This window comes from Neoalteromonas flava (genome assembly GCF_002807685.1).
In the GTDB taxonomy this organism is placed as follows: Bacteria; Pseudomonadota; Gammaproteobacteria; order Enterobacterales; family Alteromonadaceae; genus Alteromonas_E; species Alteromonas_E flava.
The window spans coordinates 483,243-507,310 of the sequence record NZ_PEAX01000001.1 but is presented as its reverse complement, the minus strand read 5'-3'; the positions used below and the strand labels follow the sequence as shown (position 1 = coordinate 507,310).

Below are 24,068 nucleotides of genomic sequence, written 5' to 3'. Positions count from 1 at the left end.
TAACAATTTTGCAACTTTCAGTGCAAAGCCTAGTCTAATCGCCATTGAACTGCTATTCGTCAACCCCATATTCCTTTGAGTGCAGTAAGGAGTGATCATGCAGCTAACCGAAGAACAAGGCTTTAACGAAGCACTAATAAAATTATCGGTACTACTTTACCAAGTGGATGGAAAAGTCACCTTAAGTGAACAAGATTATTTGGATGAAATCCTAGCTACTTTGGATTGGGGCAGTACCATTTGTCGCCAAGCGTTTCTGAATGAAGCCATCCATCAAGCCAGACAAGCAGTCGATAATAATGACTGTAAGGCGTTTATGCAGTCATTAAGTGAAGAACTGAATCAAGATGCCAATAAGGCGTTAGAAGTCGCCATGGAACTAACGGCAATTGATGGTGAGCGCAGTGAGCAAGAAACCGAGTTGCTGGCCTACCTTACCAATCGGATCCTGGGCAAAGCGTTAACTGCACAGGTCGTTTAAATTCCCTCTTCATTTGACCCGTCCTAAAATAAGTTGTCGGTTTTTAGGGCGGGACAGTTACAAATAAAAAGCCCCCGTTCAACGGGGGCTTTTTAAATCTTTAGCATTGATACTAAAGGGAAATGACTAACTCATGCTTTTGTGGAACGCACGATTAATGCGATCGGTTAAGTAAAAACGATGCACTTTGGTTGCTTGATCGCCACGCTTGCTATCTACCATATCGCGCACTTTATTTAGCTCATACAACGCTGCTGCCTTAGCAAAGTTATCGTACTTGCTGGCTTTTTCCAGTCCACTAATCGCAATCAGACGCTCAACGTACTCGCTTTGCAAGTTGCGGCGGAAACTATTCACATCACGCTTAATGTCGGCAGCGAAAATGGCTGCGGTAAGGTCGGAGAAGAGTTGCTCAACCTTGTACTCATTACCGTACAACGCGGTATCACTCAAACGTAATGTCACCGCCGGATGTAACAGGTGGTTCAACACATTCTTTTGAGCACCAAGTAACATATCATGCAGTTTAGGATCTTCGTTCTGACCGAAGTGGTCGAAACCTCTGCGCTGGCGCTGAATATACGCGAAGAGTGGCTCCATGGTGCTAATCGCATCAGGTGCGAATACATAATCCCGCAAGGTTTGCATTGCCCGCTGCTGATCGGCAAGGGCCACAGGTGTGAACGGCTGTTGGTAACCTTCTTGGCCAACCAGGCTGCGATCCACGTAAACACCGCCCACATAACGTGACACGACACTGGCTTGGCGCGCGAATTCGCCAAAAACCACATTTACACCGACCACCAGATCATTGTGCGAGCGGCCATCAGTTAAGGTCTTTTCTTTAAGCTTGGTCGCAGTCGATTTTATTAACCCAAAACGATCTTGCGCGTATGCAATCGCGTCGCTCGACATGTCAAAAATATTAACTCTAGGATCGAGGTGGCGACCGGGTGCGCGCATATCATCAGCATCGTTACCAAATGCCAGTTCAGGCTCGGTGCTGCGCGCAAGGATAGCGGAGAGTCGGGCTTCTTCAGCAGCAGGATCGGCTAACGCGGTAGAATAGCCATATTCAATGACCCAATCATCGTATGGGCCAGGTTTCTCACTGTAGAAGTCACCTTGCTCCATACCTTCCGGAGCGTAGTTTACTGATGGATAGTCCATCACTGAACCGGCTAGGATACCCTGTGTAACAGTGGCATCGTGAGCTTCTTTATGGCCATGCAACTGGGTGGCTTTCATATTGTGATTCAGCCCCAAGGTATGCCCAACTTCGTGCAAAATCAGATAGTACATGGATTGGCGCAACAGCTTATCTTGCTCAATATCGCCCATGTCGTCCGCTAATCCAGCATACTGGCCGAATAACATGCCTGCATGCAACTGATGACCGAGTGAACATAGATTCATTTGTTCAGCTTCAAGACCTGCAGGCAGTGGATTTTCCAGCACATTGACGCCGTCAGTAAACATTTGCGCGGTTAACCAGCGGCCTTTCATGAAAGTGTATTCCAACATGATGTCAGCAGAGATAATTTGCCCGGTTAATGGGTTTGCGATGCTTGGTCCATAGCCACCGAAAGGCGGTGTTGGTGATGAGGTCCAGCGCAATACGTTGTAACGTACGTCTTCCGCTTTCCAGTCTGCATCGTCTGGCTGTATCCGAACTTCAATTGCATTACTGAATCCGGCTTTTTCAAATGCTGAATTCCACGCTAATGTGGCATCACGAATAGTGTCGCGCCACTCCATTGGAGTGGTATTTTCGATCCACCAAACAATAGGCTCAACCGGATCAGAGACTGCTGCATTCGGATCTTTTTTCTTTAAATGCCAACGGTTAATAACATCACGACCAATGAATGTTTGATCGGACGTTAAATCATCAAATTGCTGGGTAAAATAGCCTACTCGTGGATCATCACGGCGTGCTTGAAAATCGCTTTCAGGAAGCTCGATAAAGGCATGTTGTAGACTAATTGTGGTATAGCGCGGGTCAGTGATTTCGTTACCACCACGCACTTTTGGAGTGTCGTTCTCATATACATAATCGACGATAACATGGGTGTTTTGGGCGAAGTTATCGATACTGGCAACTTTGGTTTTATCACCACTGAGTTTGCCTAGTTTAAAGCGCTTTTTATCTTCTTTAGGATCGTCTGCCGGCATTGGTGCAATACGATGCAGGTTCTCATTAGCAACAACGTCATCCAACTTAATCGCAATCTTGCCATCGTCTTCATGGGCAATTTTGGCAGACACTAAAATTGCTTCACTGATGTTGGCGTCGGCAGCTTTGCTAATCGCATTTTCAGGATCAAAGTAATAGCGTGGAGTCGTTGCGACAAATTCAATACGATCGAAATCGCGGCGCATTTCAATTAATCGATACTGACGAAAGCCACCGCGGAAATGCCCTGCAGCAACCGGGCCGTCCACTGTTTTAGCAAAATACAAGAAGGGTTTATTAAGTTTGTCAGCGTCAATTACAAGTAAACTTGATCCATCTTTTTCGTCTTGATAAATCGGTAAAAAGCCATCGTAGGCTGATTTTTTTTCAAGCACTTGGGTCAGCGTTTGCTCTTCTTTCTTATCACTTTTTTCTTCGTCGGCGTATAAGGCTGAGTGTCCAATAGCAAGGCTGATAGCGAGTGCCAAAGATGACGCCTTTAACAGGGTTTTCTTCATAATAGATCCTTTTGATTGTTAAACGCTGAGCGGTTGCACCTATTTTTGCAATTGGCACTCTCGTCAGCCGAGATGCTGATATGTAGGGCATATGCATCTGTAAAGTTTCGTTCACTATTGTTGTGGATCTGAGCGATTCGGTGCGGTCGCCTATCGTAAAAAATCGGTGAACTGACGTACTAACAGGCATAGGATAAGTGGATAGAAACTGTCATTTGGGCGATCTAAAGCGGTCGGCGTCAAGCGCTAAACGGCCAATTTATGATTGCACAGAAACAATAAAGCCGGATTAATTACATTACCAGAGCTAGTTGCCGAGCAAGTCTAAGCAGCGGCTAGATTCGTCAAAGTGTTAGTCCAGCAATTGTAGTTCGGCGAGTTCCCGATAGAGGGGGCTTTGCTGCAATAATACTTGATGGTTCCCCTCAGCAACGATTTCACCACGCTGTAAAACGACAATCCGATCAGCATTGATCACCGTAGACAAGCGATGAGCAATGATCAGCGTGGTGCGGCTTTGCATTAGATTATCGAGACCCTGTTTGACGGCTTGTTCGCTCATGGCATCTAGTGCGCTGGTGGCTTCATCCAGCAATAGGATAGGGCGGTCTGCTAGGATGGCACGGGCGATGGCGATGCGCTGCTTTTGTCCACCCGACAGTTTGACCCCACGTTCACCTAAATTAGTCTCATATCCGTCCGTCAACTCAACGATGAATTCGTCTGCCATGGCTGTTTTCGCCGCAGCTTCCACTTCATCGTCGGACGCACAAGGTCGTCCATAGCGAATGTTTTCCAAAACATTGTCTGCAAAAATCACCGACTCCTGTGGGACTAAAGCAAAATATTGGCGAAGCCTAGCCACCGGTAGAGTGTCGTGAGCTTGCCCAAAGAGTAAAATGTCTCCTTCATTTGCATCATAAAAACGCATCAACAGTTGATACAGAGTCGATTTACCGGCACCGCTGGCTCCGACCAAGGCAACTTTTTCGCCTTTTGTAACACGTAAATCTATGTGTTTAAGCACAGGTTTAAGTGGATCGCCAGGATAGTGGAAGCTTACATTTTTCAGCACCAATGCGGCGTCTGTGTCGGATCCCGGGGACAGATTTAAGGTTGAGGAAGGTACTAACTTTTGTCCAATGCTGGGAGATTGAGCTAATAACTCCATCAACCGCTCTGACGCGCCCGCGGCTTTTTGTATTTCCCCAATCACTTCACTGATGGTGGCAACACTTCCGCCAGCTAATACGGCATAAAACATAAATGCAGTAAGTTCGCCAGCTGACATATCGCCACGTAATACATCAGTGGCACCTAGCCAGGCCACGATAACGATGGCGCACATGCTAATTGCCATAATACTTACGATTAATAACGAACGATAGTGAATGCGTTGTTGTGCGACTGACATCACATTATCAATGCGGTCACTAAACGCCTTCCGATCAATATCTTCGTGATTGTAGGCCTGTACTGTTTGGATCTCGTGCAGGGTTTCATCAACATAAGCACCAATGTCAGCAACTCTATCCTGACTGAGGCGTGAGTAGTGACGCACTTGTTCGCCCAGCAATTTGATCGGTAGCAATACAATGGGAACGGCGATTAACACGTAAAGCGTTAGCATTGGGCTGGAAAATAACATGAGCAATAATGCGCCAATAAAGGTCACGCTTGAGCGCAATGCCATGGATATGCTCATGCCAATGACACTTTGTAATACTGTGGTATCTGCAGTGAAGCGCGAGATCACTTCGCCAGTGCGGGTTTGACTAAAAAACTCAGGGCTTAAGGCTAATAGATGGTGATAAACCGCAATACGGATATCGGCACTGACACGTTCACCCAGCCATGTCATCAACGAGAAACGAAAATACGTCGCCAAGCTCGCCAGTAGGCTGATAATTAACACGCCAAACAACAATTGGTCCAACTTGGCGGCGTTACTGGCAACGAAGCCTTGATCTACCGCTAAACGGATCCCTTGGCCGAGCAGGAGCCATGCGAATGAACCGACAAACAGTGCCATAATTGCAGCGACAACTTTGCGTTTATATGGCCTTAAATAGCTGAAAAGCCATGCAACTACCGACCTTGTTTGGATCACGCGTGTTTTCCTTCTGCTCTAAACTGAGTTTACGAAAATGAGTTTACGTGACAAAACGTCGCTTGTATCAGTTTAACCGCAATTAGGTGATGAGCGGTGAGCTGAATCCGTGTGGTTTCAATGCTAATACACTGCAATTGACTTGGTTCAATATGGCCTCCGCAGTATTACCCATAAAAAATCCCGGAATACCGACACGAGCCACAGTTCCCATTACCAACAAGTCAGCATCGAGTTCCTTCACCGCTCGCGGAATATCTTGACGCGCATTCCCGCTAAGGATGTTAGTTTGAATATGCAGATTAGCGACCACGTCGTCAGGGTTCGCTGAGGAAATTAGGTTTACTAAGCTCTCCATGGCAGCTTGTCGCTCTTGCTCAGTATCCTCTTGATTGGCAATAAATGCATTGGCACCAATATCGACAATCCCGTCATAGACAACCATGTCTATGTGATTATCGATCACATGCACGATATGTAATTCCGCCTGCTCCTTTACCGCAACCTGTGCCGCTTGAATAACCACACTCTCGTTCAACTGTTTACGGATCTTAAGCTCTTGTTCGGGATAGTGATAGTTAACATCCACTGCAGCAATGATCTTTTTGTATTGGGTGGTATCCCCCTTATGCACCAGCCAAACCGGAGCGGGGCACTTGGAGAGTAGGCGCATGTCTTCATGCCCAAACAAGCGGTCAAGGAGATCTGTTTTAGCTTTTTTAAGAACGAGGTCGACGCTCAATTCATTGGCCGTTTTAGCGATTTCAACAAATCCATGTCCAATGCGTAATTGAGTTTCTAATGGCATTGTTTGGCGCCATTCGGCGGCTTTTTTATCGAGTCGAGCTTGTGCTGCATTTTGCATGCTTTCAAAGGTATCTATGTAGGCAAATGATTCCATGACCATATTGGCATTGGGTGGTAACGGCTCCAACGTCAATAGGACTGTTAACTTGGCGTTGTGTTGCTGGCATATGTGCATTGCATGCTTCACTACTTCATCTGGGGCTTGCAGTTCCGTTAAGACGCACAACACGTGTTTGAATGTACTCATAGATTCCTCAAAATGTTACTTAGAAGACAGCTCGTCGTTAACCCATAATTAACTGTAGCATATGCTCTATTGCAAAATATTGACGTATATCAGATTTGCGCGGTTTATTGATTTAAAACAATTATAACCCGCTGAGTTTAAGCATACCCACAGGCAGCATGCACATTCTTCAACAAGCGTGAAATAAGCTCGATATTCAGCGATTCTACGTCACTGAACTTGATGTGCCTGACATGTTTGCCTGAGCCTTGGAGTTTGAAGTCAGCAGTGTCTACCGCTGAAAATTGATGTATAAACAGTTTCACGTTTTCTTGATTCACCTGTAAACCACAAACCACCTGATTTTCAGTCTCAAAGCTGTACAGTGCATTGGCTACCTTTAACCCTCCAGATACTGTTTCAGTAAGCATGGGAAGTGTTTGATTGATAATGCTGCGCAGCTGCTGTGCGGTCGTTTTTATATTGCCAGGTACTGGCGCAATCATTTCTGCAAAAGTAGTGGGGGCTGCGCTGTACATAGATTCTGAGTCCTACCGTTATCTCGAGTTGCCACTGCTCAAGGAACAGTAATGAGCATCTTATAAGACTTAAGTATAGCCCGTTACGCTTCTTTATTGGTGGGATTTATTCGAGCACTAAACACCTGCCACAGCCAATCTCAATGCAGCCCAATTGACTAGGTCACCGCTGTTTTCTTATCTGCAATCTAAAAAATAACTACTTTTTACTCGCAAATAAGAATAATTCGTATTAAGATTTGCGAAATCATTTAGTTCATGCTGAAAACTTATTCGGCTCAGTCTTGAGTGAGCCAAGATTTTTTGTTTTCCGTGCTTAATCAATAAACATTAGAGGTTTGCTTTGAAATTAAAATTGACGGGTGTTGCTACCGCGCTATTGTTAAGTCACTCTTTAGCTGCAGAAACGCTTGCAGAATTCGAACGCATTGTGGTCGAAGGTCGATATCTTTCTGTTAATGAGTCTAACTCGGTTAAAACGCCAACCCCAATCATTGACGTTCCACAAAGCCTATCCATAATGACCGCCGATGAATTGACCCAGCGTGGGATCAACAGTATTGGTCAAATCATTGATTACACCCCTGGGGTTAATACTTCACAGGGTGAGGGCCATCGCGATTCAGTGGTTTTTCGCGGAGTACGTTCAACAGCGGATTTTTATTTGGACGGCAACCGAGACGATGTGCAGTATTACCGAGCGCTTTACAATGTTGAGCAAGTAGAAATTCTGCGCGGGCCGAACGCCTTATTATTTGGTCGTGGTGGTACTGGCGGGATCTTGAACCGGGTTTCAAAAAAAGCCCGATTAGGAGAGAATTTTACCGGCTATAAAGCCGCGTTAAATAGCTTTGGTGGCTACGGCGTGGAATTGGATACTAATGTCGCCAGTAGTGATAGTTCAGCAGTGCGGGTAAACGCAATGTATGAGCAGCTGGAGAATCATCGCGACTTTTATGATGGTGAGCGTATTGGTTTTAATCCAACCGCACGGATTGAACTCGATCGTGATACCACGTTGGATCTATCTTACGAATACATCAATCACGAGCGTTTTATCGATCGTGGTGTGCCAACCGGCGCTGATGGACGCCCTGTCGAAGCCTTCGAAGATATCGTTTTCGCTGATCCTGAAAACAATTATCACGAGCTAGAAGCGCATGTTTTTCGCGCCAACATTGAGCATCAGTTCACTGACTTTATTAAGGGTAACTTTAATGCCTTCTATGGCGACTACGACAAGGTTTACGCTAACTTTTACGCCAGCAACTATGACCCTGTTGCTAACGAAGTTGAGCTAGATGGATATATTGATGAAACCGTGCGTGACAACCTGATCCTGTCGGGTAACATTGTTAGCGAGTTTCAAACCGGCGGTATTGGTCATACCTTAATTGTGGGAGCAGAATGGATTGATACAAGTTCAGATCAATTCCGCTTGAATCCGGTGTTCTCAACCACTAACTCGGACCGTGAATGGTTCGATGTGCAACGTCCATTGAGCTTCCGCGCAATGGCTGGAACTAACGCTCAAGGTCAGAATTTTACGGTAGCTTTTAGCAACTTGAATGATGATACACGTGTCGACCTTGGCGTAATGTCACTGTACGTTCAAGATGAAATTGAGCTATCGGAAAAGCTCGATCTGGTTATTGGCGCCCGCTTTGATCGATTTGATATCGATGTCTTCAACGTGAAGAGCGATGAAACGCGCACCCGTACCGATGAAGAAGTATCACCACGTGCAGGAATTATCTATAAGCCACAAGAAAATATTTCTCTCTATGCCAGTTATAGTGAGTCTTTCTTGCCGCGCAGCGGGGAACAATTTACCGATATTAACGGTGAAAAAGCACAGCTGGACCCCGATTCCTTTTCGAATCGTGAGATTGGCCTTAAATGGGATTTCGATGGTGGTTTAAGTTTTACTGCGGCTATCTTTGAAAACGAACAAAGCTCGCCACAAGTTGCTGACAACGACCCCGCAACTTTAGATGTTATTGATTCAGAAATTTCTGGCTTTGAATTACAGTTGACGGGGTATATCAACGAGGACTGGTCATTAGCTGTTAACTACAGCAACCTTGACGGAGAAATTGTGGACCGAAACGGCCCGACCGGACGTGCACCGCGTGAATTACCAGAGAATACCTTTTCAATCTGGAGTACTTATCAGGTGAATGATGCGTTTGGATTTGGCCTAGGTGCAACGTATCAGGATGAGAGCTTTATCGATAACGGCAATTCAGCAGTTCTACCAAGCTATACTCGCGTTGATGCTGCTGCATTCTATGACGTTTCGGATACGTTAAGGGTGCAACTCAATGTTGAGAACTTAACGGACGAGCTGTATTTCCCCAACGCACACTCGACACACCAGGCGACAGTCGCTGCGCCAGTTAATGCGACGTTGAGTGTTATTGGGTCTTTCTAGACGACTAAACGGGTTACTGTAAGTTCACAGTAACCCTTTTCTTTAAAACCGTGACTTTTGTCACATTCATCCTGTAAATCTGCCTGATAGTCTGCGTAAAACTTTTACTTAAGGACTATCATGCAGCTAATAAAACTTCTCTACAGCACATCAGCGTACCTTTTTACAATAACGCTTTATTTATTACCCATGCTCGCCCATGCAGCGCCCAGCGGTAGGATCGCTAATACCTTATTTGATGGTCCTTTGGGTAAAATTCTATTGGGTTTGTTTATCGTTTTCTTCTTACCGTTGATAGTGCTGCGTATGCTGAAGACCCGCCGGCTCAGTCGGATGGCGATGCGTAATTTGACGTTATTAGGCCGTAAGCATAGAGACTTTGAGTGGCTTCATGTGAAGCAAGTGGCTCAAACCGCATTCCAACGCATTCATCAAGCCTGGACCTCTGAAGATCTCACTATTGCCGCTGAATATGTAGAAGAGAGTTTTCTGCAACACCAACAGGTCACGTACTTGGATGATTGGCAGCAGCGTGGATTGCAGAATATCTGCCGTATTAGCAAGATAACCAAAACCTTTCCGATATTGGTGTTGCCGCGTAACGATGAGGGGATCACCAATAATCAAAGTATTGTGGTTTTATACATGGCAGCAAACATGCAAGATTACTTACAAGACAAAGCCAGTGGCGAGATTGTAGAAGGTAATGACAAAGACAAGGAGGTTGCCAGTATTTGGACGTTTACTCTCATAGAGGGTAAATGGCGAGTAAGCAATATCGAGTCAGATGGATTGTTGGAGGATTATCTGGATATCGCCAAGCAACAACCTCCTTTAGATGTTCAATTCGGCTAGCGTCTATGATGACAACGATATGAATGGAACCTAGAAGGCGTTTTCTGCTACTAGAGCACCTCGAGTAACTGCTTAGTGACGTTGGCAACAGTGGACAAGAAACGCCACCAAAAGATTATTCTTTCACCTGTAAATCCAGATTAAAGCTAGCACAAGCGCTAGCTAGTTGTTCCAATTCAGCTGTCGCAATATCTGCTTCAAGCGATACGGCAGTCGTGTAATCACATTGTTGCACGCTACCACCGTGTTGCTCAATCCAATGCCGCAAGTATTGCTCATGCTTAAAATCAGCCTTGATCCGCACCCGTGAAGTTGGCACTAAAATCTGGGTGGGAACGCGTTCAATGACCTGCTGTGCAGCAGCCGAGTAGGCTCGCACGAGGCCGCCCGCCCCCAACTTGATACCGCCAAAATAGCGACTCACAATGACCACTACGTCACCAATTGGATTGTGCTGCAGCACGTTCAAAATCGGCTTGCCAGCCGTTCCACTGGGCTCGCCATCATCTGACATCGCCACACTGCTAGGCATATCGGGGCGCCCTAATAAATAGGCCCAGCAGTGGTGGCGCGCATCTGGATAGCGATCGCGCATGTCTTGCAACCACTGCATGGCCATTTGTCGATCACTTGCATGTGCAGCTAGCGTGTGAAACAGACTTTTTTTGATTTCAAGCAATGCATATTCTGCTTGAACAGGAACGGAGTAACTCATATACAAAGTATACAGCTGTTAGCGCCTAGCATCCTATAACTAATTGAAGACTGGATGAAAATATTGCGTTGCCGAGCTTTTACTTTTAGTGTGAGTAAAACCTTAAAAGAAGGAAGTTTCATGGCGACGCACCAATACCGCGATGACCCCCGCAATGCGGATATATTGATCAACATTAATGGTCAGTTGTTTAAGCGTGATGAGGCAAAAATATCGGTCTTTGACAGTGGCTTTATTCTTGGCGATGGCGTTTGGGAAGGGCTTCGGTTGCACGCGGGACGTTTAGTCTTTGTGGGCGAGCACATGCAACGCTTGTACGCAGGGGCGAAGGCGCTGGATATGGATATTGGCTTATCAAAGCAAGATTTGGTCGAGCGGATTTTAACGACCTGTGAGGCGAATAACATGCACGATGATGTGCATATTCGGCTTATGGTTACGCGCGGAATCAAAGCGACACCGTATCAAGATCCGCGAGTCACTATTACGCCAGCCACCATCGTTATTATTCCCGAGTACAAGTCACCAGTAGCGCCCAGTGAGTCAGGGTTGCGTTTATTTACCACCCATGTTCGCCGTGGTTATTCAGATGTGCAAGATCCGAAACTCAACACCCATTCCAAGTTAAACTGTATCTTTGCCTGTATTCAAGCGGCGAAAGCCGGCGTTGATGAAGCGTTAATGCTCGACCCGCAGGGATTTGTTGCGACCTGCAACTCCACCCATTTTTTTATTGTACGCGATGGGGAAGTTTGGACCTCCAGTGGCGATTATTGTCTCGATGGCATCACGCGCCGTAAGGTCATCGACTTATGTAAAGCGAACCAGATCCCGGTATTTGAGAGAAACTTCACTTTGTCGGACGTATACAGTGCCGATGAAGCCTTTATTACCGGCACTTTTGCCGGGCTTTCTCCCGTCGGCGAGGTCGATGGGCGGCGTATTGGTGAGGGGGATTTCAGTCTGATGAAGCGGCTACAAACCTTCTATAAACAAGCAATCCAGGCAGAGGACGGGCAGCTGTGATACAACGAATCGCCATGTGGTCTGGCCCACGTAATATTTCCACTGCAATGATGCGTAGTTTTGAAAATAGACCAGACTGTGAGGTCATAGACGAGCCGTTCTATGCGTATTACCTCACCCAAACGCAAAGCCCACACCCCATGTTTGGCGAGGTGCTAGCCAGTCAGCCAGCAGACTATAATGATGTAGTGACGCAGCTCACTGAAGCACCATGTTGCAGCCAATATCAGTACCAAAAGCTCATGACACACCATATGCTACCTGATGTTGATTTGGCTTGGACAAAAAAACTGACACATTGCTTTTTAATTCGCGATCCTGCTCAAATTATTGATTCGTATACCCGCAGTCGGGGGGTATGCAGTGCAGAAGATATTGGCATTATTCGGCAATGGGAATTGTATCAAGCTATCTGTGATATTTCGGGGCAGGATATTCCTGTAATTGATTCCAATTGGGTATTGCAAGATCCTGCGCATGCCATGCAAGCACTGTGTAGTGCGTTACAAATACCTTTTTCACAGCGGATGTTAAGTTGGCCCGCCGGTCGACGAGTGAGCGACGGTGTATGGGCCTCACATTGGTACCACAATGTTGAGAAATCTACTGGCTTTGGTGAATATCAAGCGCGCGAGGTGAAACTGTCAGGGCAACAAAAGCAGGTGCTGGCGGAGGTTATGCCTGCATATGATTCGCTAAGAAAACATCATATTTAGCAAAAAAATGGTGGCCCGACCCTGACTTGAACAGGGGACCTGCCGATTATGAGTCGGATGCTCTAACCAACTGAGCTATCGGGCCATTGTGTAGAATCGCTTGAACTAAGCGTCGCGCAGTATAAGCAGTTTTAAAAGGCTTGTCATCTCTTGTGTGGCTTGGGCACGTTCGCCTGAGTGTTTTTTAACCACTTCACTCAGGCGCATGCATCTATTACTTACGTTTACGGATGTAAACCAATGCGAGTAAAGCGCCAAGTAACCAGTACAAAGTCCCACCGGAGCTATTATTTGAGGTAATGACCTCTGCATTGCTAGCAGTTACGGTAATGACAATAGTATCTGTGCTGGTAGTGCCAAAGTCATCTTCAGCGGTGACTTGCAGCTCAATGGTTGTGGCACTAGTTGGTGCAGAGAATCGCGGTGAAAGTGTATCTGCTTCGCTTAACGTTACACTGGTACCGCCGGTTTGTTGCCAACTAAAGGTCATAGGTTGCTCTTCCGGATCAGTTGCGATTGCATTTAAAATCACGGTTTGGCGTGTATTTACGTTAATATCAGCACCGGCGTCAATGGCAGGGGGTAAGTTAACTTCATCATCTCTAATCGAGACAACTGTACTGACGGATTCGCTTAATAAACTTGGATCGTTAGCGCTTAGCGTAACTTGCAGCTGCTCAACGCCCTCGCTTTCATCATCGTTAAGAATGGTTAGCACAATTTGTTTGGATTGGTTGTCACCGTCACTCCAGGTCAGTGTACCATTACTGACTTCTACATCATCCCCAAGCGTTGCACCTTGTTCAGTAACGGTATAATCAACCTCAATACTTTGGTCAGCGCCGCCATTTCTGAATACCTCTAGGTTGACCACTCCATCTATTTCTTTAACGATATATTCGTTCTGTTCAAAGCCGACGATACCGCGCACAATCGGTGAACCATTGATGGTGGCAAACGCCAAATTTTGGTCCTCTAAGCTGCCCCCAGAAGGGTTGCTTAAGCGCACAAAAAACAGTTCGTCATGCTCTTCATTGCTATCACTGTTTAAGGTAATTGAGATGCTGCGATCACTGTTGTCATTGGCAGACCAAGTTAGACTGCCATTGGTAAATTCAATATCACTCGCAGTCGCCGATCCTGTCACTATCTGGTAGTCGACACTCATCGCGCCACTTCCGATTTTACTGACGGTCAGGGATAGCTCCTCACCTTCGTTTCCAGCAGCCTGAGTTGTAGCAAAACCGACGCGATTACTTTCGTCGTTGCGCGTTTCATCACGCAAGATGTATAGGCCACCCTGAATATCGCTGGCCAAAATTATGCCACTTGGAAGATAGGGATAAACCCCCCAAGTACCATTAAATGAAGGGCTATTTGACGTACCAAAGGTGTCAAAATACCCGACTTCTTGTGGCGCCAATGGGTTACTGATGTCCAAAATAGTCACACCTCGTTCATAGTTGGACATGTAGTACCGGTCACCACGCACAAAGCCATTGTGATCAATCGCACGCGTTGGGCCCTCCCATGACGAAACTAACAGCGGTGCGTTTAAGTCACTGATATCAAAGAAGTGGACGGTAGTATTGATGCCAACCCGCTGTTCATCGAGCTCATCGTGCAAGATCACATATTGCTTATCTTCACTCCACCAGCCTGAGTGTACGTACTGCGCGTTGGGGTAGGTTTGCTTACCCAGCTCTGTTGCCTTGCTAGACAAGGTGTGGTCCCACAGGATCAGTTCATCTTCATTAAAGTCGAGCATGACATTGCACACGCCGTTTTCAGCATCGGTACAGTCGCGTTCGGCACGCTGGTCATCAATCAGTACACTGGAAGCATCATGGGTATAGTAACGACTGGAACTTTTGCTGCTATAACTGTACTCAGCATCAGGATTAATCGGATCTTTAAAACTAAAAGAACGCCAAGCGCCACCAAAATTATTTGTACCCGCGGCATGCAATAGCGCAGTGCGACCGGTTAATGCCGTATTCGTCGTGTAATCCACATTACTGATGTACACATTGTGGGCGCGCGTATCATCGGTAGTGCGATTGGCCAAGCTAATACTTTCGGGCAATCCGGTTAAATCAATAATGGTTAAACCTTCGGTGACACTGTCTGCACCTGCATATGCATAGGCTAACCAACGCTGCTCTCCGGTAGAGTAGTATTGGTACACCTTGATATCGCGCCACGTGGTTGACTGTCCATTCACTGAACCCACGACCACAGGATTCTCAGGGTCGGTGACTTCGACAACGGCGATCCCGCGGCGTAAACCAATAATCGCATATTCGCGCATGGTATTGAGGTCAACATGCCCCCAAATGTCATTGGCTGAACTGCTGTTGGTGGGCAGTGATGATAATGGGAGGTGCGCCAGTAGGCTAATGTTATTACATTCAAACCCAGCAGCTTGGCCATCCACACAGGCTGCGAGGCCATGTGCGGTTGTCATGCGCTGGACTGAATCAAGCTTTGCGTCGAGAGTTGGGCTTGCTAAGCCTTTCGTATCGACAATTACATCAAAGCCCTTGGCATAGAGCGTTTCGGCATATTGCAGGGGCACGCCAATTAACGTCGTTGATGACGTGCTAGGTTGCTGCACTTGATAGTTATCAATCGTGCTGAACCCACCGAAAACTGGTTGCAGTTCAGAGACAAGATAAAGCAGTTCTTGTTCGTCTTGAATATGGTAGGAGCCAGCGGCAACAAGAATACTGTCACCTTTGTTCGCTTGTTGTACCGCATAGCGAATGCTGGCACATGGCCTGAAACGATTGTTGCAGGTGCCAGTATCTACACCTGACTCCGCTACAAATCGCGCTTTTTCCTTGTCACTGTGTGCGCACACTGCTTGACTGACGGTGATTGCGCCAAGCATCATAGTGACACTTAATAAACGAAATAGAGTATTTGACGACATGCTGGATTCCTTGTCATTGCGTGGGGCAATCATAGCGCTGTTGATAGTCTTTAGCCAGCTTGGCTGTACGCCAGCATCCGAACCAAACACTGTTCCAGTCAATGTGCCTATTGAGCTGACATATGCGGGTAGTGCCCTGGGTTGTCCAGCAATTTTTGAACACAACCAACAGCGTTGGCAAATCGATCGCTTTGCCCTATTTGTTGCCGATGTCGCTGTCAAAGGTGCTGAAAGCGAGCAGTGGACAGGCGTTGCACTAATCGCCAATGATTGGCAAACCGAAGAGGTTGCATTGCTGTGGTTTGCAACAGATTGCGTTGCCAATGGGGCTACTCCTGTGGCCAATAATCGACTTTCCTTTGCAACTTCCCAGGCTGCCCTAAACTCAGCCACGGCATTGAAGTTGACGCTGGCGGTGCCATTCGCGCTCAATCATGGAAATCCGCTATTACAACCGCAGCCGCTCAACATTCCTGAAATGTTTTGGTCTTGGCGGATGGGTTATAAGTTTATGCGCATGGATTTACGTTCAGCACAGGCAGACGCAAATGCGCCATGGTCCTTTCATTTGGGCAGCGTTGGTTGCGTCAGTGAAGCAGTGGTTAGACCGCCTCAAGAAGCGTGTGCGCAGCCGAATAGATTTACTGTAGAAATCGAGTTAACCCAGCCACTTTCTGAGCTTAAATTTGATTTAGCCGCACTTTTGCACTCGGTAAAACCAGAAAGGTTAGGGCACTGCATGCTGCAACCAGAGATGCAGAAGGGGTGTGAGCAGCTGCTCGCTAACCTGCAACAAGAACAGCTGATCAGGCAGTAATATATGCAGCGATTGTTAGTGTTACTTGTTCTTGTGCTGATTGCTGTAAGTGCTTTTTACAGCGTTATCAAAACATCACCAACCCCCTACCAGTGGCAACTTCCCGAAGGTTTTCCGCAACCGAATGTGCCTGCAGACAATCCAATGACCGAAGAGAAAGTGGCTTTGGGACGAGCTCTATTCTTCGAACCAGGATTGAGTGGCAATGGTGCGATGAGTTGTAGTACTTGCCATATGCCTGAGCATGCTTTTGCAGAGCCACGACTGACTTCGTCTGGATCGACTGGGGAACCCGTGCGCCGCAATGCGCTGGCTCTGGTTAATGTGGCCTATAATGGCAGCCTAACATGGGCCCATTCTGGATTGAAAACCATCGAGCAACAGCTGTTGATCCCGCTATTCGGTGAGCATCCGATTGAAATGGGGATCACGGGTAATGAAGAAAAAGTCCTCGCGCGCTTTGCCACAGACGATTATCACGCAATGTTTAATGCCGCATATGGGGATAACAGCATTACCTTCGACCGCATAGTAAAGGCACTGGCCAGTTATGTGCGCAGTTTGGTGTCATTTAACTCTGCTTTTGATGATTACGCTTATCGACAAATTGACGGTGCTCTTTCGCCATCAGAACTGCGTGGGATGGAGTTGTTTTTCTCTGAACGACTTGAATGTTTTCATTGCCATGGAGGTTTTAATTTTACCCAATCGAGCCAGCATGCATTTCAACAATTGGATCTAAAGCCTTTTCATAACACCGGGTTATATAATTTAGATGGGAAGGGGAGTTATCCGGATCGGGATCAAGGCTTAATTGAAATCACATTAGAGCCACGAGACATGGGGCGATTCCGCGCACCGACCTTGAGAAATATTGCGCAAACAGCACCCTATATGCACGACGGCAGTTTGCCTACATTGGATGCCGTCATCGCTTTTTATGCGGCCGGTGGCCGCGGCGAAGGTGTAAACAGTCCACTGAAAAGTCCTTTTATGCAGGGCTTTGAATTAACACCAGAACAACATACTGATCTGAAAGCTTTCCTTTTAAGCTTGACCGATCATAAGTTTTTACGTGATCCGCGTGTGCATGCACCACTAAACCCACCAACTATCAGGGACTAAGCGCACATTAGCTAGTGCATCAAAGATTATTCTTTGCTATCTTCAGGGGAAATAAAAGTCATATTCGTGCGTGGAGATAATAATAATGACAGAAAAGCCATTTTTGGTGAGTGGGCGTAACACCATCATTCATAAAATTCGTAAGCTAGACTTGCTGATCTTAAACGGCGATGATTTTCCGCCAGTAGTCGTAACGCATCGCGGCATAAAACAGTATGAAGGCAAAGTGCCAGATAATAAGCGCGAAGCAAAAATGATGGACATGGAATTAGTTGACGTAACTACCAGCGATGTATTTGGTGATGAGAAAACCTTGTTGTTTATCCAAACGTTAAACGGCAAGGAATATAAAATCGACTATTCAAAGGTAGGCACTCCACTATTTATAAAAATTCACCTCGATAGCGCACTATAGAGAGAAGGACGATTTATCGTCCTTTTTTTGGGGGGAATTTCTGCGCGCGTTACAAAATATGTCCTGAGCAAGTCCAGTTTCCATTCCTTTCAGACCAATTATCGTAATCATCAGCGCGTTTATCGCCTTGTCGCACATAAGTTGCTTTAGCCGCAAATCGCAGGCGCGGTGCGGGTTCTTTGATTAGGGTTTGTTCTGCACCTATCCCATTGTGCAGATAAGAGGAAAAAATGATGAGAACAACCGTACGTAAATTGATGAACTTTAGCACCGCTGCGACAGCAGTAGTATTTATGAGCTTGCCTGTTAGTGCAACGGTGATGGATTCCGGGCTCGAGAAAGACCTGGTGAACATCTGTGTCGCGCTTAAAAGTGATAGCAAGTTAGCCTTACATCGAGCGGTAAAGCGCAGTCGCTTAACCTATCAGCAAGTGAACGAAGGATTGGTATGTAACGGTGAGTCTGCGCAGGATTTCGCGCTGAGCCATAATGCAGAGGCAACAGCAGCCCTACTGGCGCGCAAGTCCAGAGTGAACACCGAAATGTTAACGGCGAAGCGATTTGAGTGAGTGAAAATGTAAATTCGACACATTTTGTCGTAATTCGGGCAGTTCACCCCTCAACATCGATATCTAATCACATCGCTATGGAAGGAATTGAACTGTCGACTATAGTTTAAGTGTCGGCGTAGTGAACCGGCCAATACATATAGCAGTAAGTGTGTATTTATTCCTGGTATGTTGGGCTGATTGGAAACAAACAGCCCTTTTTTTCGCAAAATCGCAGGTAATCAGTTAAGTGTATTCTTTTCTAATCATCGATGATGACCACGCCGCAAGACAAGCATTGCAACTGCAGCTCACCTATGCATGCGCTGATATGGTTAGTTTTTGTTGCGAAGATACACAACAAGCCCGGCACCATTTAAACAACAAACATATTGATGCAATCTTTTTGGATATTGATTTACCAGGTGTGAGTGGTTTCGGTTTTCTCGATTCTCTGTTAGCAGAAAAGGCTTCGTTACCACCGATTGTCTTTACTACAGGACACGCCCAATTTGCCCTCAAAGCCTTTGATTATCCAGTCTTAGATTACTTGATTAAGCCTTTGCAAACCCCGCAGGTGAAACGCGCTCTGGCGAAAGTTGAACACTGGTATCTACGCCGTGATGCAGCGTCTGTAACTAATACCTCGTCACAGGTGCATGCGCCACAGCCCGCTGCCAAAGTTCAATTTCGCAATGGTTCTTCATGGCTTAATTTACTTGTGGCTGATATTTTCTGGATTGAAGCCGCAGGTGATTATATGTGTATTCATGCACGAGATAACAACCACATTATCCGCGCCACGTTAAAAGCGTTGGAACAACAACTGTGTAGCCATCATTTTGTGCGCATTAATCGCTCTAGCTTAGTCAATCTTCAGCACGTCACCAGTTGTCAACCCAACGCTAATGGCAGCTACCAATTGCGCCTTTCTGATCAACAAACCTTGCGCGTGAGTCGTAAATATAAAATGTTGATCGATGAGGCAAACGAAGCGCTGCTTGCAACCAATTAGTCGCCTGATAGCAGAGCTATCAAGCTATCTTAGGCGGCAACATTCGGGGTACTTAAATCTCCTTAAGCTAACTGCTTCGCAATATTGCTCATGGTTTCATTGCACATTATTGGTTAACATTTCTTATCATTGCCAACGGTATATCACTATTGTGAGATCTCACCTGCTTTCGTTTTTAAGAGCTCTAGCGGGATTGCTAGTTGTTGTTGCTTGCTACTTAGCCGGTGGTTGGCTTGCGCCAATATTACCGATCCCGTTACCAAACGCTCTCATAGGGCTATTACTACTGCTTTGCCTGCTTTTGATTAGCCGCAGGGTACCCCAAATAATTGAACAGGCGACTGCACCTTTACTTGCGCATATGGCGTTGTTTTTTGTGCCCGCGGTGATCGGAATATGGCATTTTAGAGCCACGTTAATAGCGCAATGGCCAAGTTTTGTGGCTGTGATAATAGTTGCAACAATTTTAGCGATGATTGTAGTGACGTTTATTGCCAATCGCATGACGCGGAGAGGTCCATGAATGATTTAACCGCGATACTCGAGACGCTCTTGTGGCTTGCTGTTACCGGTGTTTGTTATTGGTTAGCACTACAAGTCTTTAGAGTCAGTGGTCGTAATTTATTGTTTCATCCAATTATTATCACCGTACTTCTGGTCGGTTTGGTATTAGTGCTTGTCGACCAAGACGTTGCAGGTTATCAGCGCTATGTTGCCTTGTTAAACTGGTTGCTAGGTCCCGCAACGGTCGCTTTAGCGGTGCCTATGTACCGACAATTACATGTGGTGAAAACCCTTGGTTGGCGAGTGGTTATTCCTATCTTGTTAGGTGGCATCATTGCACCATTACTTGCTCTTGTGACAGTTAAACTGTTTGACCCTGAAGTAAGTCTGCAAATGACTATCCTCGCTAAATCAATTACTACCCCGCTAGCCATGGATGTGGCAGAGGTTATTGGTGGAGTCCCTGCAATGGCCGCGGTTATCGTGATTCTAACCGGAATCGTTGGCGCTATTGTGTCGCCCTGGGTTTTTAAGTGGTTGAGCCCAGGCAACAGTGTGGCCCAAGGCATTGCGTTAGGGACGGTAGCTCATGCAGTAGGTACTGCGCGTGCTTTACAGATAAATTCAACTACAGCCGCCTTGGCTTCGCTGTCTTTGTGCCTCAATGGTGTGTTTACCGCTATTGTTTTACCACTCATCTTTGCCAATGGTTAAGCTAAAGCTGAACAAAGAATAGCCGTTAACTACATGTAGCGAATTGCATTGGCAATATTGCTGCACTCGGCTAATACTTAACAACACAGCGCAACCAGACTCATTTCGCGTTTGAGGTGTAATCAACGATGTACTCGGTATTAATTTGTGATGACTCTTTAGTGGCTCGAAAGCAAGTCGCTAAGTGTTTACCACAAGATTGGGAAGTAGCGGTGCATTTTGCTAAGCACGGGCGTGAAGCGATAGAAGCTCTGGAAAGCGGTAAAGGGCAACTCCTATTACTCGACTTGAATATGCCCGTTATGGATGGCTACGAGACCCTTAAAGCGATTAAGGATAAGGCGTTGCCCACCAAGGTTGTTGTTATTTCCGGCGATATTCAGCCCGAAGCCCATGAACGGGTTAAAAAGCTGGGAGCGGTGGATTTTATCAAAAAGCCGGTAAATGCAGCGGTGCTGCAACAAGTCCTTACCACTAACAAGATCCTTAAAACACAAACTGAAGAAAGCGAAGCTCCAGAGCTGGATCCTGAAATTCGTGATTGTTATCAAGAGATTACCAATATAGCAATGGGCCAAGCTGGCGATCACTTGGCGCGGATCATGAACGTATTCGTGGAGCTCCCTATCCCTAACGTCAATCTTATTGAAGTCTCTGAATTACATATGATGCTGTCAGATATCGAAACCCACGAGCAAGTTTCGGCTGTCTGTCAGGGTTTTTTGGGACCGGGAGTCAGTGGCGAGGCCCTATGTATTCTGAGTGATTCCTCATTTGGAGATTTCGCCAAGATCTTAAATATCGATGGCGAAGTCGACGACCAATTGCAACTTGAAGTTTTGATGGATGCCGCGAGTATTCTCATTGGTACATGCTTATCAGGTCTTGCTACGCAGATGGACTTAGCGTTTAGTCAAGGGCATCCGGTTGTGCTGGGTCAACACCAAAGTGTCAGTGACATCATTAACGCGAATAAAATGAAATGGAAACGCACGTTAGCAATTGAGCTTAGTTACGGACTCGAGGGGTATAATGTGCAGTGCGATTTGGTGCTGTTATTTACTGAAGACTCGATGACAACCATGAATGCCAAGTTGGCGCATCTGCTCGAGGATTAACAATGGCTGATGAAAACCTGAAAGAACTGCTTGAATTCCATTGGATGATGGATATGTTGCAAACGGTCGATGTTGGGATTGTGGTGTTGGATCGTGAATTCAAGATAAAAGTCTGGAATGGGTTTATGGAAAGTCACAGTGGCTTGTTACCCAGTGAAGTGCGCAATAAATCTATTTTCGAACTGTTTCCCAAAATTAGCCAGGACTGGTTTGCGCAAAAATGTAAACCTGTGTTTGAGTTGCGTACTAGGGCATTTATGACCTGGGAGCAACGCCCCTATTTGTTGCAATTTCCTAATTACCGACCGATTACCGGCGGTGAAGATTATATGTACCAAAATATCACCTTGGCCCCTTTAGTTTCTGCTACCGGAGTCGTCGAGAATATCAGTATGATGATTTACGATGTTACTGATATTGCCGTGGGCAAGAAACAATTAGAGTCTTTACAAGTCAGCGTTAGCGAAGATAGTGAGCGCCGAGCTAATGCTAAGCGTGCTTAATTTCACTGTGCAATGTGCTAGTTAGCCATTCTGGCAAGTGATTTGCTTTGATCATAGCGGAACGTTCTGCGGATTTTCTATTTATGGTTCAAGCTGTTTGTAGGTACATTTTATTAATTTGGGGGCTCACAGTATTAACCGGGTGCGGCGGTGGCTCAAGCGACGCACCGGGTTCAACATTGTTTGTCAACGCCGGGCCCGATCGTCAAGTTTCTGAGCTCTCCACCGTTGTTTTATCGGGCCAAGTCCAATCAGATAGCACGAGTCTTAGTTATACATGGACGGCTTCACCAACCGTGACCATTGACCATCCTGACCGCACGGTGTCTAACGCAACGTTTGTGGCTCCAGAAGTGACCGAGATAACACCATATACCTTGACTCTTCGAGTAACTGACGATTCAGGTAACACTGTTTCTGATGAAACTATAATTTCGGTTGCGCCAATCAATGAAGCACCTGTCGCGGATATTCAATTGGAACCCTGGCCTGGACTCGACAATGGTATATACCCCGCCGGAGAAACTTTACTTTTAGATGGCAGTGGCAGCAATGACCCAGATAATGCAAGCAGTGATGCAATTGTTGTCTATGAGTGGCAACAGCTTGCCGGTGCAGATGTACTTGACGGTGTGGTCACTGATGCGGTGACCTTATCAATCACTACGCCAATCGCTTTGCAATCGCAACAACTGGATTTTCGCTTAACAGTTACCGATAGCGAAGGAGCTCAATCCAGTGACGAAATTAGTTTTTTCATTCAAAGTGAATCAGACACCATCCCACAAGTAACAGCTGGCGCTGATCATGCGGTCTTTAGTGGCGAAACCATTATTCTGAATGGTACTGCAACGACTTCTGTTCCGCGTGCAGAGCCGCTTGAAGTGCTCTGGCGTGTAGATAGTGGCCAAGTTGTCGCGATTGATTCGCCAACCATCCGCCAGACCTATGCTGTGGCTCCACAAGTTAGTAGCCTAACTAATGTACGTTTTAGTCTCAGTGCGACCGATGCATTCGCAAACCAAGTGGAAGACACTCTTATTGTGCAGGTGAGGCCGCAACCAATAACAGCATTAAATGATACTGGGGTCAGTCAGCAGGCCACTCTTAGTCAAAACACCAGCGTGCACCAAGGTGACTATCCAGGACAAGATGGTCAACGCGGGCAGGATATGATTGCTGCCAATGGACAATTGGAAAAAGCTGGTAGAGGCGACCAAGGATTCGATTTTACCCGCCTAAACCAAAACGGTGATGAAGTGGATGACATCGCTCAGCCTTGGCGCTGTGTACGCGATAATATCACTGGCTTGGTGTGGGAAATTAAAACTGAAGATCCAGGTCTACATGCCTACGACAACACTTACAGCTGGTACCAAGAAGAGGATAATGGTGGCTTTGAGGGAGTTCTTAATGGGCCCGATACCCAGTGTACGTTGCCGAATTGCAATACAACTGATTTTGTACAAGCGGTAAATGCTGAAGGCCTTTGCGGATTTTTCGACTGGCGACTGCCTCGTCACGATGAGTTGTTATCCATCGTCCACTATGGTTTGAGTAACATGCCGATGGTCGATGCGGATTACTTTCCGTTTAGCGGCGATATAAATGCAGCACCTTTGTGGTATTGGACATCTCAGCCGAATGCTGATGGTGTGCAGGATGACGAGGCGCGTAGCGCTTGGGCAATTGATTTTGCTAGCGGAACAGACAACTTTCTAAATAAACAATCAGCGGTAAAAATACGTTTGGTTAGGGCTGGACGGTAATC

The 24,068-nt window shown here is 46.3% G+C and carries 21 protein-coding genes and 1 tRNA gene; 15 read left to right on the top strand and 7 right to left on the bottom strand.

The features are described from left to right. Positions 1-97: 97 nt before the first annotated feature. Positions 98-481 carry a tellurite resistance TerB family protein gene (locus CSH92_RS02385; RefSeq protein ID WP_100655994.1) on the top strand — a complete coding sequence of 128 codons (384 nt, stop codon included), beginning with the start codon at positions 98-100 and terminating at the stop codon, positions 479-481. A gap of 126 nt (positions 482-607) precedes the next feature. On the opposite strand, the gene CSH92_RS02380 is transcribed toward CSH92_RS02385, so the two are convergent. The 4 genes from CSH92_RS02380 to CSH92_RS02365 form a co-directional block, all read right to left on the bottom strand. Next, on the bottom strand, positions 608-3,175 hold the full coding sequence (locus CSH92_RS02380; protein WP_100655993.1) for a zinc-dependent metalloprotease: 2,568 nt from the start codon (positions 3,173-3,175) through the stop codon (positions 608-610). Between the two features lie 352 nt (positions 3,176-3,527). After that, entirely contained in the window at positions 3,528-5,285 is a 1,758-nt protein-coding gene (locus tag CSH92_RS02375) for an ABC transporter transmembrane domain-containing protein (RefSeq protein WP_240612710.1), read from the bottom strand. 82 nt (positions 5,286-5,367) lie between these two features. Further along, entirely contained in the window at positions 5,368-6,339 is a 972-nt protein-coding gene (locus CSH92_RS02370; protein WP_100655992.1) for a universal stress protein, read from the bottom strand. Positions 6,340-6,476: 137 nt separating this feature from the next. Continuing rightward, positions 6,477-6,857 (bottom strand): DUF1801 domain-containing protein, encoded by a 381-nt coding sequence (locus CSH92_RS02365; protein ID WP_100655991.1) that lies wholly within the window; start codon positions 6,855-6,857, stop codon positions 6,477-6,479. A 343-nt stretch (positions 6,858-7,200) separates the two neighbouring features. Between CSH92_RS02365 and CSH92_RS02360 the strand changes: the two genes are divergently transcribed. Both CSH92_RS02360 and CSH92_RS02355 read left to right on the top strand, forming a co-directional pair. Continuing rightward, positions 7,201-9,291 carry a TonB-dependent receptor gene (locus CSH92_RS02360; RefSeq protein WP_100655990.1) on the top strand — a complete coding sequence of 697 codons (2,091 nt, stop codon included), beginning with the start codon at positions 7,201-7,203 and terminating at the stop codon, positions 9,289-9,291. A 120-nt stretch (positions 9,292-9,411) separates the two neighbouring features. Continuing rightward, complete coding sequence (locus CSH92_RS02355) at positions 9,412-10,146, top strand: Tim44 domain-containing protein (protein WP_100655989.1); 735 nt, start codon at positions 9,412-9,414, stop codon at positions 10,144-10,146. A 115-nt stretch (positions 10,147-10,261) separates the two neighbouring features. Here CSH92_RS02355 and CSH92_RS02350 read toward each other — a convergent pair whose 3' ends face one another. Continuing rightward, positions 10,262-10,861 carry an IMPACT family protein gene (locus CSH92_RS02350; RefSeq protein WP_100655988.1) on the bottom strand — a complete coding sequence of 200 codons (600 nt, stop codon included), beginning with the start codon at positions 10,859-10,861 and terminating at the stop codon, positions 10,262-10,264. 120 nt (positions 10,862-10,981) lie between these two features. Between CSH92_RS02350 and CSH92_RS02345 the strand changes: the two genes are divergently transcribed. Further along, positions 10,982-11,887, top strand: a complete 906-nt coding sequence (locus tag CSH92_RS02345) for an aminotransferase class IV (protein ID WP_100655987.1) — start codon at positions 10,982-10,984, stop codon at positions 11,885-11,887. Next, entirely contained in the window at positions 11,884-12,603 is a 720-nt protein-coding gene (locus tag CSH92_RS02340; protein WP_100655986.1) for a sulfotransferase-like domain-containing protein, read from the top strand. Before CSH92_RS02345 ends, CSH92_RS02340 begins: the two co-directional genes overlap by 4 nt. Positions 12,604-12,611: 8 nt before the next feature. On the opposite strand, the gene CSH92_RS02335 is transcribed toward CSH92_RS02340, so the two are convergent. Together CSH92_RS02335 and CSH92_RS02330 are read right to left on the bottom strand one after the other, a co-directional pair. Beyond that, a tRNA-Ile gene (locus CSH92_RS02335) sits at positions 12,612-12,688 on the bottom strand. 129 nt (positions 12,689-12,817) lie between these two features. Then, positions 12,818-15,538 (bottom strand): choice-of-anchor B family protein, encoded by a 2,721-nt coding sequence (locus CSH92_RS02330; RefSeq protein ID WP_240612709.1) that lies wholly within the window; start codon positions 15,536-15,538, stop codon positions 12,818-12,820. Here CSH92_RS02330 and CSH92_RS02325 point away from each other — a divergent pair. The 10 genes from CSH92_RS02325 to CSH92_RS02280 all read left to right on the top strand — a co-directional run bounded on the left by CSH92_RS02325 (position 15,537) and on the right by CSH92_RS02280 (position 24,066). Then, entirely contained in the window at positions 15,537-16,355 is an 819-nt protein-coding gene (locus tag CSH92_RS02325) for an MbnP family copper-binding protein (RefSeq protein ID WP_100655984.1), read from the top strand. The genes CSH92_RS02330 and CSH92_RS02325 overlap by 2 nt on opposite strands. A gap of 3 nt (positions 16,356-16,358) precedes the next feature. After that, a complete protein-coding gene (locus CSH92_RS02320) occupies positions 16,359-17,480 on the top strand; it encodes a methanobactin export MATE transporter MbnM (RefSeq protein WP_100655983.1) in 1,122 nt (373 codons plus the stop codon). Positions 17,481-17,565: 85 nt separating this feature from the next. Further along, positions 17,566-17,895 (top strand): hypothetical protein, encoded by a 330-nt coding sequence (locus CSH92_RS02315; protein ID WP_100655982.1) that lies wholly within the window; start codon positions 17,566-17,568, stop codon positions 17,893-17,895. A 230-nt stretch (positions 17,896-18,125) separates the two neighbouring features. Beyond that, positions 18,126-18,464, top strand: a complete 339-nt coding sequence (locus CSH92_RS02310) for a DUF3718 domain-containing protein (RefSeq protein WP_100655981.1) — start codon at positions 18,126-18,128, stop codon at positions 18,462-18,464. Positions 18,465-18,693: 229 nt separating this feature from the next. After that, complete coding sequence (locus CSH92_RS02305) at positions 18,694-19,458, top strand: LytR/AlgR family response regulator transcription factor (protein WP_100655980.1); 765 nt, start codon at positions 18,694-18,696, stop codon at positions 19,456-19,458. After that, a complete protein-coding gene (locus CSH92_RS17405; protein WP_100655979.1) occupies positions 19,424-19,981 on the top strand; it encodes a CidA/LrgA family protein in 558 nt (185 codons plus the stop codon). Before CSH92_RS02305 ends, CSH92_RS17405 begins: the two co-directional genes overlap by 35 nt. Then, positions 19,978-20,676 carry an LrgB family protein gene (locus CSH92_RS02295; protein ID WP_100655978.1) on the top strand — a complete coding sequence of 233 codons (699 nt, stop codon included), beginning with the start codon at positions 19,978-19,980 and terminating at the stop codon, positions 20,674-20,676. Before CSH92_RS17405 ends, CSH92_RS02295 begins: the two co-directional genes overlap by 4 nt. A gap of 128 nt (positions 20,677-20,804) precedes the next feature. Continuing rightward, complete coding sequence (locus CSH92_RS02290) at positions 20,805-21,794, top strand: response regulator (RefSeq protein WP_100655977.1); 990 nt, start codon at positions 20,805-20,807, stop codon at positions 21,792-21,794. Positions 21,795-21,796: 2 nt separating this feature from the next. Further along, positions 21,797-22,297 (top strand): PAS domain-containing protein, encoded by a 501-nt coding sequence (locus CSH92_RS02285; RefSeq protein WP_100655976.1) that lies wholly within the window; start codon positions 21,797-21,799, stop codon positions 22,295-22,297. A gap of 83 nt (positions 22,298-22,380) precedes the next feature. Continuing rightward, positions 22,381-24,066, top strand: a complete 1,686-nt coding sequence (locus CSH92_RS02280) for an Lcl C-terminal domain-containing protein (protein WP_100655975.1) — start codon at positions 22,381-22,383, stop codon at positions 24,064-24,066. Positions 24,067-24,068: the final 2 nt, after the last annotated feature.

What these genes read in the sequence shown, in the direction of transcription:
- CSH92_RS02385 (WP_100655994.1), top strand. Translation starts at nt 98, where the DNA reads ATGCAGCTAACCGAAGAACAAGGCTTTAACGAAGCACTAATAAAATTA.
- CSH92_RS02380 (WP_100655993.1), bottom strand. Translation starts at nt 3,175, where the DNA reads ATGAAGAAAACCCTGTTAAAGGCGTCATCTTTGGCACTCGCTATCAGC.
- CSH92_RS02370 (WP_100655992.1), bottom strand. Translation starts at nt 6,339, where the DNA reads ATGAGTACATTCAAACACGTGTTGTGCGTCTTAACGGAACTGCAAGCC.
- CSH92_RS02365 (WP_100655991.1), bottom strand. Translation starts at nt 6,857, where the DNA reads ATGTACAGCGCAGCCCCCACTACTTTTGCAGAAATGATTGCGCCAGTA.
- CSH92_RS02355 (WP_100655989.1), top strand. Translation starts at nt 9,412, where the DNA reads ATGCAGCTAATAAAACTTCTCTACAGCACATCAGCGTACCTTTTTACA.
- CSH92_RS02350 (WP_100655988.1), bottom strand. Translation starts at nt 10,861, where the DNA reads ATGAGTTACTCCGTTCCTGTTCAAGCAGAATATGCATTGCTTGAAATC.
- CSH92_RS02345 (WP_100655987.1), top strand. Translation starts at nt 10,982, where the DNA reads ATGGCGACGCACCAATACCGCGATGACCCCCGCAATGCGGATATATTG.
- CSH92_RS02325 (WP_100655984.1), top strand. Translation starts at nt 15,537, where the DNA reads ATGCTGGATTCCTTGTCATTGCGTGGGGCAATCATAGCGCTGTTGATA.
- CSH92_RS02330 (WP_240612709.1), bottom strand. Translation starts at nt 15,538, where the DNA reads ATGTCGTCAAATACTCTATTTCGTTTATTAAGTGTCACTATGATGCTT.
- CSH92_RS02320 (WP_100655983.1), top strand. Translation starts at nt 16,359, where the DNA reads ATGCAGCGATTGTTAGTGTTACTTGTTCTTGTGCTGATTGCTGTAAGT.
- CSH92_RS02315 (WP_100655982.1), top strand. Translation starts at nt 17,566, where the DNA reads ATGACAGAAAAGCCATTTTTGGTGAGTGGGCGTAACACCATCATTCAT.
- CSH92_RS02310 (WP_100655981.1), top strand. Translation starts at nt 18,126, where the DNA reads ATGATGAGAACAACCGTACGTAAATTGATGAACTTTAGCACCGCTGCG.
- CSH92_RS17405 (WP_100655979.1), top strand. Translation starts at nt 19,424, where the DNA reads ATGAGGCAAACGAAGCGCTGCTTGCAACCAATTAGTCGCCTGATAGCA.
- CSH92_RS02295 (WP_100655978.1), top strand. Translation starts at nt 19,978, where the DNA reads ATGAATGATTTAACCGCGATACTCGAGACGCTCTTGTGGCTTGCTGTT.
- CSH92_RS02290 (WP_100655977.1), top strand. Translation starts at nt 20,805, where the DNA reads ATGTACTCGGTATTAATTTGTGATGACTCTTTAGTGGCTCGAAAGCAA.
- CSH92_RS02285 (WP_100655976.1), top strand. Translation starts at nt 21,797, where the DNA reads ATGGCTGATGAAAACCTGAAAGAACTGCTTGAATTCCATTGGATGATG.
- CSH92_RS02280 (WP_100655975.1), top strand. Translation starts at nt 22,381, where the DNA reads ATGGTTCAAGCTGTTTGTAGGTACATTTTATTAATTTGGGGGCTCACA.